General features: G+C 68.5%; 8 protein-coding genes and 1 pseudogene. 4 read left to right on the top strand and 5 right to left on the bottom strand.

All coding sequences use genetic code 11. The features are described 5' to 3' along the window. Positions 1-176: 176 nt before the first annotated feature. The 4 genes and pseudogenes from ABIB25_RS10520 (at position 177) to ABIB25_RS29195 (ending at position 5,547) form a co-directional block, all read left to right on the top strand. The gene (locus tag ABIB25_RS10520) at positions 177-638 is read left to right on the top strand and encodes a PaaI family thioesterase (protein WP_354528390.1); all 462 of its coding nucleotides are present in this window, start codon (positions 177-179) and stop codon (positions 636-638) included. A 107-nt stretch (positions 639-745) separates the two neighbouring features. After that, complete coding sequence (locus tag ABIB25_RS10515; protein ID WP_354528389.1) at positions 746-3,799, top strand: hypothetical protein; 3,054 nt, start codon at positions 746-748, stop codon at positions 3,797-3,799. 98 nt (positions 3,800-3,897) lie between these two features. After that, a pseudogene (locus ABIB25_RS29200) lies at positions 3,898-4,326 on the top strand (ATP-binding cassette domain-containing protein); the annotation flags it as partial. Positions 4,327-4,470: 144 nt separating this feature from the next. Beyond that, complete coding sequence (locus ABIB25_RS29195; RefSeq protein WP_502919789.1) at positions 4,471-5,547, top strand: ABC transporter ATP-binding protein; 1,077 nt, start codon at positions 4,471-4,473, stop codon at positions 5,545-5,547. A 28-nt stretch (positions 5,548-5,575) separates the two neighbouring features. Here ABIB25_RS29195 and ABIB25_RS10505 read toward each other — a convergent pair whose 3' ends face one another. From ABIB25_RS10505 to ABIB25_RS10485, 5 genes are all read right to left on the bottom strand, one after another. Then, complete coding sequence (locus ABIB25_RS10505; protein WP_354528387.1) at positions 5,576-6,340, bottom strand: ABC transporter ATP-binding protein; 765 nt, start codon at positions 6,338-6,340, stop codon at positions 5,576-5,578. Next, positions 6,337-7,176 (bottom strand): ABC transporter ATP-binding protein, encoded by an 840-nt coding sequence (locus ABIB25_RS10500; RefSeq protein WP_502919782.1) that lies wholly within the window; start codon positions 7,174-7,176, stop codon positions 6,337-6,339. The genes ABIB25_RS10505 and ABIB25_RS10500 overlap by 4 nt, the downstream gene beginning before the upstream one ends. Further along, entirely contained in the window at positions 7,173-8,612 is a 1,440-nt protein-coding gene (locus ABIB25_RS10495; RefSeq protein ID WP_354528386.1) for a branched-chain amino acid ABC transporter permease, read from the bottom strand. The genes ABIB25_RS10500 and ABIB25_RS10495 overlap by 4 nt, the downstream gene beginning before the upstream one ends. 6 nt (positions 8,613-8,618) lie before the next feature. Further along, on the bottom strand, positions 8,619-9,668 hold the full coding sequence (locus ABIB25_RS10490) for a branched-chain amino acid ABC transporter permease (protein WP_354528385.1): 1,050 nt from the start codon (positions 9,666-9,668) through the stop codon (positions 8,619-8,621). A gap of 146 nt (positions 9,669-9,814) precedes the next feature. Beyond that, the gene (locus ABIB25_RS10485; protein ID WP_354528384.1) at positions 9,815-11,125 is read right to left on the bottom strand and encodes a branched-chain amino acid ABC transporter substrate-binding protein; all 1,311 of its coding nucleotides are present in this window, start codon (positions 11,123-11,125) and stop codon (positions 9,815-9,817) included. Positions 11,126-11,345: the final 220 nt, after the last annotated feature.

Below are 11,345 nucleotides of genomic sequence, written 5' to 3'. Positions count from 1 at the left end.
CACAGCAAAACCACAGGGACGCGGGCCGAAGGCTCGCCGGAGCTGTCGGTGGATGGTCCGCCCGGGCAGGAGTGGCCAGCAAACCAACCGCCGATGCAGCTTGACACAATGGGACCGACAGCCGACCTTCGGCTGTCGCCCGCACCGGCGGTGGTAGAGCAGAGCCAGGATCGAACATGAGCGAGCAACACCCCGAATCTCCAGACGCAGCGACCGCAGTGGCCCGATACAACGCGAACCGGGGCGAACTGGCTGAGCGGATGGGCATCGAGTTGACCAGGGTCGATCCCGACGAGGTCACCGGGACCATGCCGGTCGAGGGCAACCGGCAGCCGTACGGGTTGTTGCACGGCGGTGCGAGCGCCGTCCTCGCCGAGACCCTCGGGTCGTTCCACTCGGCGGTCTCGGCCGGACCCGACCGGATCGCGGTCGGCATCGAGCTCAGCTGCTCTCATCACCGTTCGGCCACCGCGGGTCTGGTGTACGGGGTGTCGACCCCGCTGCAGGTGGGCCGCACGCTCGCCTCGTTCGAGATCATCGTGCGCGACGAGCAGGGCAAACGGGTCTGCACGGCCCGACTGACCTGCCTGATGCGACCCGCCGACAGCCTGCCGACCCCATCGCCCGCGAAAGCCTGACCGGCCTGTCGGACCCCGCGGCTACCATCGTCTGATCCGAGCACCGGGCCGGCCCCGGGCGCCGGATCGAACTCCCGCCGATCGTGCCGGAGAGGTCGGAGGGGCCGATGCGGGTCATCGCGGCGCTGGCGATCGCCGGCCTGCGGTATCGCCCGCTGCGCTGGGCCATGCTGGCTGTCGGGATCGCCGTCGCCGGCGTCCTCCCGTTGGTCGCCGGCGGACTTCGGCTCACGGCCCAGAACGCCGCGGTGCAGGCCGCGGTCGACATGATCCCGAAGCCGCAGCGCACGGTGCTGGTCGTCACCAGCCGGACGCTGCCGCCCGCAGTGCAGCGCACCGAGGATCTCGCGGTGCGGCAACGGTTCTCGGACCTCGGCTTGTCCACCACCCAGCGCCTGATGATGTACCGGCAGCTCTCGGTGGCCGGCAGCACGTTCAGCCTCGGCGGTGCCGATGACATCGGCGGCGAGGTACATCTGACGTCGGGACGGCTGCCCGCCTCGTGCACCCCCACTCGCTGCGAGGTGGTCGTAACCGCCACCGGCGGTACCGACCAGGCCGACGTGACCGCGCAGTCGATCGGCCCGGCCGCCGCGCAGCTCGGCCTCGTCGTCACCGGGACGGCCGAGCTGCTGGACGACCGTCTGGTCGGCAGCGGACTGATCGACGGCGAACAGCCGTTGCTGCTGGGCGGCTCGGCCGACGAGATGGCCGCCCTTGCCCCGCTGGAGCTGTTCGGCAGGACAACCGCATGGGTGAGCTCGCTGACCGGGACGGCCATCGCGCACGCCGGTCTTGACACCTTCCGCCGAGGTCTGTCGTCCCTGGCCGACGACCTGAACGTCACCGTCGGTGGGCTGTCGGTGACCTGGCCGGAGGACGCGGTGGTGGCCGCGGCCGGACGGGCCGGGGCGTCGGCAGCCAGATTCACCATCCTCGGGGCCGGCGCCGCTGTGCTGCAGCTCGGCTTCTGCCTGACCGCGGCCGCCGGGATGCGGCGCCGTCAGCAGCTGCTGGTCGGACTGCTGACCCGCCGCGGCGCCACCCGGAGCCAGCTGGCGCTCAGTCCGATCGTGCAGATCACCGCGGTGGTGACGGCGGGCGTCGTCGTCGGTGCCGGGATCGGCGTCCTCGTGGTCGCCGGGCTCGCCGGCGACATGCCGGGCGGCCGGTTCGGTACCGCGGCCGACGCCCTGACCGACGCCTGGCCCACCCTGGCCTGGCTCGGCCTCGGCGCGATCGCCCTGACGGTGGCCGTCGCGCTGTGGCCGCGGGACGCGGAACGAACCACGCGGGTCGCCCTGGACTGCCTACTCGTCGCGGCCGTTGGTCTGGTGGTCCTGGTGCTGACCGGGCAGGGCGGAGGTTCGACAGGGACCGACCCGCTGACCACCGGGGTGACCACTCTCCTCTCGGTCGCGATCGGACTGATCGCGGCGAGAAGCTGGCCCCTGGTGGTCGGCGTCTTCCGCCGGTTGTCCGCCCGCGGCCGGATCGGGACGATCTGGCAGATCGCAATCGTCGGCGTGCAACCCCGCGCGTTGGCTCCGGCGGTGGCGGCCGGATTCCTGGCCGCCGCCACCTGTTCCGTGGTCTTCGCCGGTTCCTACCAGGCCACTCTCCGCCAGTCGGCGGCCGATCAGGCCGCCTACCTCGCCCCCCTCGACGCCCGGATCTCGCCGAGCCGCGACGTCACCCTCCCCTTGAGCGTGGTCGACCCGGCAGCCCTGCACGCCATCGACGCTGGGATCATCATCGCGCCGATCGTCACCAGCACGGTGACCGTGTTCGGCGGAACAAGTCGTGCGGCCGGTCTCCCGCTCACCGGGATCGACCCGGCCACCGTCGCGGCGATGAACCGCTTCGCCTCGACCACCGGCTCGACGTCAACCAGCGCCGAGGTGGCAGCCGTCCTGACCGCACTTCGCACGACGTCCACCGCCCCGATCCCGACGATTCCCGCGGGGACGCGCAGCCTGCGGGTCATCGCCACGGGCCTCTCCGGCGACGTCGTGATGGGTCTGTGGACCGCGACGGCCGAGGGTGCCGAGCAGCGTTTCGACCTGATCGCCTCGGGAACCGGGCTGCGGGCACAGCTCCCCGGAGGTCCTGCCCTGCGCGTCGTGGGCATCGAGATCGCCGAGTCCGCGAATCATCTCGTGCACCGACAGCATGCCGTCGGCGAGGGCAACACCGATCACGCGCTGCCGACCGGTGACGTCGTGTTCACCGCTGCGACCGCCGACGGAACCGCTCTCGACTGGAGCTGGACCGGCTGGGGATCCGACACCGCCACCGTCTCCGCGGCTGCGACGCGCGCCTCCGTGCACTACCAGATCAGCGACTCACGGCTGGTCCTGAGCCCTGGATTCGTCCCGCGCTCGGACCTGGCGCCGCTGTCGGTCGCGACCGACCCGGTCACCGCGGCCGCCGCACCGGACGGCCTGGTGTCGGTCACGATCGCCGGTCTGACCCTGCGGGCGCGGGTGGTGGCCGTGCTGCCCCGGATGCCGACGATCGGGTCACGGTTCCTGCTCGCCGACCGGCTGAGCGTGGCCGCCCTCCTGGACCGAACTGCCCCGGGAACCGCGATGGTGAGCCAGGTCTGGATCAGTGCGCCCGCCTCGGCGCTCCCGGCTCTGATGTCGGCGCTCGCCACCCCGCCGACGAGTACGGCCACCGTCTACCTGCGCGGCGAGATCGAGGGCCTGCTCGCCGCCGATCCGGTGGCGACCAGATCAGCGGTCCTGCTGGAGCTGGCCGGGGTGATCGCGCTGTTGATGGCCATGGCCGCCATGGCCATGTCGATCCGCGTCGACCGTCAGGACTCGGCGGCCGACCATCTTGCCTGGGAGGTCGACGGACTCGGTCCGCCGGCGATTCGCCGGGTGTTGTTCGTGCGGGTCTGCGCGGTGATCGGGTTGGGTGTCCCACTCGGCGCGGTCGCCGGGGTCGCGCTGACCGGAACCGCGGTGACACTGGTCGGGGTCGGGGCCGGCGGGACGAACGTCCAACCGCCGCTGACGGTCAGCCTCGGGGCCGGGTGGACATCGATCATCATCGGTGCGACGGTCCTCGCCTGCCTGCTGGCGAGTGCGGTCGCCGCCACCACCGCCTTCCGGGAGCGCTACCCGCAGCTGCCCGAGCTGGACCTCCCATGACGGCCGTCATCACCGTCTCCACCGCCATCGTGACCGTCTCCGACGCCTTCGTCGCCTATCCGTCACCGGCCGGGACGAAGATGGCGTTGCGTGGCCTGAACCTGACGGTGCAGGCCGGGGAACGGCTGTTGATCCAGGGTCCCAACGGTTCTGGGAAATCGACCCTGCTCCGCATGCTCACCGGGGAGCAGGCCGCCACTGCTGGGAGCGTGACGGTGGACGGCACCGATCTGACGCAGCTCTCGAGCAGCGCGCGGCGGCGCTGGCGGCGAGCGGGTGTCGGCATGGTCGACCAGCACGCACGGCGGGCCCTGCTCCCCGAATGGCGGGTGGTGGAGAACGTCGCGTTGCAGTTGCGACTGGCCGGCGTTCCTCGACGGGCTGCGCTCGACCGGGCCGCCGACACTCTGCAGCGTCTCGGCCTTGCGAACCTGGCCCACCGGTCCATCGCCACGCTGTCCGGCGGCGAGGCCCAGCGCGTGGCGATCTGTGCGGCGCTCGCCCACGACCCGGCACTGATCCTGGCCGACGAACCGACCGGTGAACTGGACGAGGCCGCGGCGCGTCAGGTTTACGCGCTGCTGGCCGAGGCGGGTCGCCATCACGGGGCCGCGCTGATCCTGGTCAGCCACGACCGACGGGCCGCCGACACCGTCGATCGGGCCGTGCGGATGCGGGACGGCCGCCTCGCCGAGCAGTGGCTGCCGGCGGACGGCTCGGACGAGGCCCAGGTCGTCGACGACCGGGGGTGGCTGCGGCTACCCGCCGAGCTGCTGGGACGGTCCACCGGATCGATCACGCTGACTGCCTCTGCCCTGCCCGGCGGCGACGTGCGGCTGGCCAAGCAGACCGGGCCGACACTCCAGACCCGGCAAGCACTGCATGCCGGAGCGACGCTGCAGGCCGGAGCGACGCTGCAGGCCGGAGCGACGCTGCAGGCCGGGCAAGCTGTCAGATCCGGGCAGGCAGCGCTCGAGGAATCCGAGGCCGGCCAACCAGTCCGGTCGCCGGCCGTCGCGGTGCTGCCCGACGCCCCGCGCCCGATCGGATCCGACCACCGTGGCGGCGTGGCGCCGGTCCTGCGACTGACCGGCGTCGAGGTCGTCTTCGGAACCCGAAGGCTATTCTCCGCAGTGGATCTCGCCTTGCACGCCGGCGATCATGTAGTGCTGCGCGGTCCGTCAGGTTCCGGGAAGTCGACTCTCCTTGGCCTGGCCGCCGGCCTGTCGGACCCGACGTCGGGTGGGGTCGCGGTGGCGGGAGTGACCTGGGGGCCACTGGACCGCGAGGAACGGGCTGCGCTGCGACGCGCGCACGTTGCGGTGTCGGTCCAGAGCACGATCCTGGCGGAAGCGCTGACCGTCGCGGAGAACCTGCGGTTCTCCGCCGGGCTCCGTGGCCGACCGACGTCCGAGATCCTCTTGGTGGCAGCGAAACTCGGCCTTTCGGCCGTTCTGGACCAACCCGTCCGTCTGCTGTCGGGCGGCGAGCGTCAGCGGGTCGCAGTGGCCCGCTGTCTGGTGTCCGGCGCGGCCCTGATGCTGCTCGACGAGCCGACATCTCAGCAGGACGAAGCATCCGCCATCGCTGTCGCGCGGGCCGTACGGGACGCCACCGAGGCCGGCCGGACAGTGCTGGCCTCGTCGCACGACCCGGTGTTCCTCGACTCCGCCGGCACGATCCAGGACATGGCCACCCTGACCCGTCCCCCCGGCGGTGATCAGCCGGAGCCGTACCCCCGGCGGTGATCAGCCGGAGCCGTACCGCCGGTGGTGATCAGCCGCCGAGGTAGGCGGCGGCCACCGAGTCGTCGTCGAGCAGGGCCTCCGCGGGCCCCTCCAGATTGAGCCGGCCGGATTCCAGCACGTAGGCGTAGTCGGCGATCTCGAGCGCGGCCAGAGCGTTCTGCTCGACGAGAAGCACGGTGACCCCCTGATCACGGATCGTCTCGATGGTCTCGAAGATCAGGTCGACCAGGACCGGGGCCAGACCCATCGACGGCTCGTCGAGCAACAGCAGAGTCGGGTCGCCGAGCAGCGCACGGGCCACCGCCAGCATCTGCTGCTCGCCGCCGGACATGGTGCCGGCCTTCTGGTTGATCCGTTCCCGCAACCGCGGGAAGAGCTCGAGCACCCGCTCCCGGTCCTGCGCGATCTTGGCGGTGTCGTTGCGGGTGAACGCGCCGAGGTCGAGGTTCTCCGAGACCGTCATCCGCTGGAAGATCTTGCGGCCTTCCGGTGACTGGCAGATCCCCAGCTTGACCACGTCGTGGCCGGGGATGCCGTTGATCTTCTTGCCCTTGTAGATCACCTCGCCGGTCTTCGGCTTCAGCAGGCCCGAAATCGTGCGGAGCGTCGTCGACTTGCCGGCACCGTTGGAGCCGATCAGCGTGACGATCTCACCGGCGTGCACCGTCAGGTCGAGGTTCTGCACGGCCTTGATGTTGCCGTAGCTCACGCTCAGGTTCTTGAGCTCGAGGATGACGTCCCTGCCCGCACCGCGTTCAATCCGAGCACCGGCGGGTGCGCTGTCGACGCTCATTTCTTCTTCCTCTTCCCCTCGCGTGTGCCGGTCTTCCCGAGGTAGGCCTCGATCACCTGCTGGTTGTTCCGGATGTCGTCCGGGGTGCCCTCGGCGATCATGTTGCCCCGGTCGAGCACGGTGATCCGCTCGCTGATCTTCATGATGACGCTCATGTCGTGCTCGATCAGCAGGACCGACAGACCCTTGTCGTCACGGACCCGGTAGACGAATTCGTTGAACTGGCTCGACTCCTGCGGATTCATGCCGGCGGTCGGCTCGTCCAGCAACAGGACCTTCGGCCGCAGCGCCATCGCCCTGGCGATCTCGAGCCGACGCTGGTCGCCGTAGGAGAGGTTCCGGGCCAGCTCGCCCTCGACCTTGCCGATCCCGACGTACTGCAGCAGTTCACGTGCGGTATCCCTGGCCTCCCGTTCCTCCTTCTTCTGCCCCGGCGTGCGGAAGATGGTCGCCAGGATGCCGGACCGCAGGTGCGGGTGCATCGCGACCATCACGTTCTCCTCCGAGGTCATCAGGCCGAAGAGCCTGATGTTCTGGAAGGTCCGGGCCAGGCCCAGCGCGGCCCGCTTGTGCGGCTGCACCGCGGTGATGTCCTGTCCCTCCAGGTAGACGGCGCCCTCGGTCGGCTCGTAGAGCCCGGTGATGACGTTGAAGAACGTCGTCTTCCCCGCACCGTTCGGGCCGATCAGGCTGATCACCGATCGCGGCGGGATGGTGAAGGAGACGTCGTTCACCGCCACCAGTCCGCCGAACTTGATGGTGATGTGGTCGGCGTACAGGACGTTGTCCAGCGAGGGATCCCCGGTCAGCGCAAGGTTCTCGGCCGTGGCGGTCACCGGTTGTCCTCCGTCTTCGCAGCGCTGTCCGGGTCGCCGGGGTCCTTGCTGTGGGCGTAGGGCGCGGACGAGCCGTCGTCCGACAGCACCTCGTCCGCGGGCTCCTCCCGGAGCACCGGACTGACGGCGGCGGCCGACGCCCTGATGTCTGCGTCATCGGCCGCGTCCGAGGCCTCGAAGGCCTCGGATTCCTGCTCGGCCTCGGTGATGTCGGCGCCGATGGCTTCCATCTCGGTCCGGCTCGGCGTGTTCATCAACGCCTTCGTCCGTTTCTCGGGGATCAGTCCCTCACGCCTGAACAACATCATCAGCACCAGCAGAACGCCCAGGATGATGTAGTTGTAGCGCGGCAGCTGACCCTGCAGCGTGGTTCCGGTGTTGAACCAGGAGTCCAGCTGCACGCCGATCTGCTGGAGACCGTTGCTGTTGAGCCAGGCCAGCAGGAAGGCGCCGATGATGACACCCCACACGTTGCCCATGCCGCCGAGCACCACCATCAGCAGGACCAGCACCGACTTGCCGAAGTCGAAGCCGGACGGGGACACGGCCCCGGTGATCGCCGAGGCGTTGGCCACGCCGCCGATCCCACCGAAGAATGCGCCGACCGCATAGGCCGAGAGCTTGGAGCGGACCAGCGGCACACCCATCATGCTGGCCGCGAGCTCGTCCTCGCGGATGGCCAGCCAAGCCCGGCCGAGCCGGCCCTCCCGGATGCGCAGGGAGATGAAGAGGCAGATCGCCACGAGCAGTCCAAGGACGAGGATCTTGTAGACGTTCGAGGTGGAGTTGTTCAACAGCTTCTGCGGCACACCCGCATAGACGAACGGTCCGGTCCCGATGGGGTCGATGATCGAGATGCCACCGTCACCGCCGGCCAGGTTGAACCCTGCGATGTCGTTGGAGTTCTTGAAGAACTGGGTGATCACCTCGCCGAAGCCGAGGGTCACCAGCGCCAGGTAGTCACCACGGAGCCGGAGGGTGGGCGCGCCGATGATGATGCCGAGGACCGCACACAGCACCCCGGCGATGATGATGACGAACCAGAAGTTGATGTGGGTGCCTTCGCCGGAGACGGCGGAGAGCACGTGGAAATCCCACGTCCAGTTGAACGGCGCCGCCATCAACCAGCCGGCGGTGTACCCACCGAGAGCCCAGAAGGCCACGTAGCCCAGGTCGAGCAGACCGGCGTAGCCGACCACCACGTTCAGCCCGAGCGCCATGATGCACCACATCAGGCACTCGTTGATGGTGGAGACCGGAAGCCAGCCGGTGATGCCGCTGGACACACCGGTCGCGAGGTTCGGCAGCACGGTCTGGTAGACGAGGAAGAGGCCGACGATGACGACGACATACCCGATGGGCCAACGGAACTCGCCGATCTTGCGGCGGCTTCCACCGGTGGTCGGCGAGGGCTTGGAGAGCGTAGGAATGGCCATGTGCGTTTACACCTTCTCCGTCGTTCGCTTGCCGAAGATGCCCTCGGGCTTGAACACCATGAAGACGATCAGGATGATGAAGATGACCGACTGCGACCACTGCTGGCCGAGCCCGTGGGCGCCACCCTCGTTGATCGCCTGGACGATGCCGATCAGCAGACCGCCGACGACGGCACCGGTCAGGTTGCCGATACCACCGAGAACTGCTGCGGTGAAGGCGATCAGGCCGAGCTGGGTGCCGGTGTCGTAGTAGGTGTTGGTGCGCACCAGGAAGTACAGGACGCCGGCTGCTCCGGCCAGGGCCCCGCCGAGGGCGAAGGTGAACGAGATGGTGCCGTTCACGTTGATACCCATCAGTCGGGCGCCGTCCTGGTCCTGCGCGACGGCTCGCATTGCCTTGCCGCGCTTGGTCTTCGACACGATGTACGTCATCAGCAACAGCAGGATGACCGTGACTCCGAGCACCATGATCAGCTGGTAGAGCGGCAGGTTGCCGATGGTCGGACCGTTCCACACGATGGTCGGCCAGTTCTTCGGTGCCGAGCCGTTCACCAGGTCGTTCTGGCCGATGCCGCGGAATACGAAGGAAAGGCCGACCGCCGTCATCAGCGGTGCGAGTTTGGGGGCGCTGCGCAGTTTGCGGTAGGCGAAGAATTCCGCTCCGACGTTGACCGCCGCACCGAAGGCCATGGTCACGACCAGCACGATCAGGATCGGCAGGATGGCCTTCGTGGTCAGGTCACCGACGCCGAGGACGTTGACCGACAGGTTGGCCGCCACCACCGTGGCGAGCATGAAGAGGTCGCCGTGGGCGAAGTTGATCAGCTCGATGATCCCGTAGACCATCGTGTAACCGAGGGCGATCAGCGCGTACATGGCGCCGTTGTTGATGCCGGTGATCATGCTGTCGAAGAAGCCCGAACTGTCGGACACCGCGTTCCAGATGATCCAGGCGACGCCCAGGACGAGAACGCTCAGCCCGGCGTACTTCTCCACGATCGGACCGACGCGGACCTTCGCCTTGCGGGGGGTTCCGGCGATGACGAGTGTGCTCATGGGGACCAGGCCCTTCTCCGGACCCCCGAGCGGTCGACGCGCGAGTTCCGGCTGCTGCTGTCGGATGGGACGGTAACGCCGCTAAAGAGGTGATGCCTGGGCCCGAACACACAATCGTCCGGACCCAGGCATCGACGATCTTCAGGTCAGGAGACGGCCTGGGCCTTGACGAACGTCTCCTTCTGGTCCTTCACGATCTCGACGGTGATGTCCTTGGCCGTCGTATCGCCCGATGCCGGATCGATCTTGATCTCCTTGCCGGTCACCGAATCGGCGACCGGGATGGTGATGCCGGCACCGGAGAAGACCTGGTCGGTGACGCCCTTGCGGGTGCCGTCCGACTTGGCGATCGCAGCGAGGATGACCTGGACGGCGGCGACGCCGTACAGCGGGTAGCTACCGGTCGGAGCGGCACCGTACTTGGCGGTGTACGCCTGGATGAGCTTCTTGCCCGGTCCATCGGCCTTGATCAGCTGATCGGTGGTCAGACCGGCGAAGGTCAGGTACATGCCGGCCGACTGCGGGAGGGCAAGGAGGTCCTTGTACCCGGTGAAGCCGTCCGGTCCCATGAGCTTGACCTTGGTGTTGTCACCGAGGACGGCGACCTTGTCCTTGATCAGCTGGCCACCGTTGTTGTCGTAGATGCCGCCGAGGTACACGCAGTCGGCGCCGGCCGTCTTGGCCTCCTGGAACAGCGCGGTGTAACTGGTCTGCTTGGCGTCCCACGCCTTGGTGCCGACGATCGTGATGCCCAACTTCGCGGCGGAGTCGGAGAAGGCCTTGGCCACGCCCAGCCCGTAGGTCTGGTTGTCGTTGAGCACGTAGCACTTGGTGACCTTGAGGTCGTTCTTGGCGAAAGCGGCGGCGGCGGAGCCCTGGTAGTCGTCGGTGGTGACGACGCGGGCGTAGGTGCGGTTGCCGGCCGGGTAGTACTTGTTGGGCTCGCCGGTGTCCCAGGTCTTGGTGAGACCCGGGTTGGTGTTGGCGTGCGACACCATCAGCATGTCGGCCGGGTTGAGGACCGGAACCTCGATCTTGGCGCAACCGGAGTTGAACGTACCCATCACGGCGACCTCGTCGGCGTTCGCGACGTGATCGGTGGCGTTCTTGGCACAGGCAGCGTCGTCCCACGCGCCCTTGGCGGCGGTCGAGTCGTCGTACGGCTTCAGGGTGATGTTGTAGTTGCCGGCCTTGTTACCTACCTGGTCCAGGTACAGCTGGATCAGCTTGTTCGTCGAGTCCGACTGCGAAGCCGAGCTGCCCTGCAGCGGAAGGTCGGTGGAGATGACGAGCGTCTTGCCACTGGCCGGGGCGGCACTGGAGACCGAAGCCCCGCCGGACGCCGCCGCGCTCGATGTCGTGGGGGAAGCGGTCGTGCTCTTGCTGGCGCAACCAGCCAGCGTGAGAGCGGCTGCCGTTCCCACGGCGACCACACGGATGATCGAACGAGTTCGCAATTGTCCTCCTCATAGGGCGCCCGGCCGCGCACGTTGCGCTGCAAGGATGATGCTGTCGGCGTCTCGTCGCAGAGTGGCGCACAGTTGTTTCGGTGCCATTACCGAGCAGTCTCACACCCGACGGTCGGGCTCGCGCCCGGGACGGATGCGTCGTGCCCGGACCGGCCGGAGACGAGACACCTGCAAAGCAGGAGGCTATGCGCCAGCCGTGGAGTTCACC

Source organism: Nakamurella sp. UYEF19 (assembly GCF_040546275.1).
GTDB lineage: Bacteria > Actinomycetota > Actinomycetes > Mycobacteriales > Nakamurellaceae > Nakamurella.
Note: the sequence above shows the minus strand (reverse complement) of the source record. Positions and strands in the feature narration are given on the sequence as shown.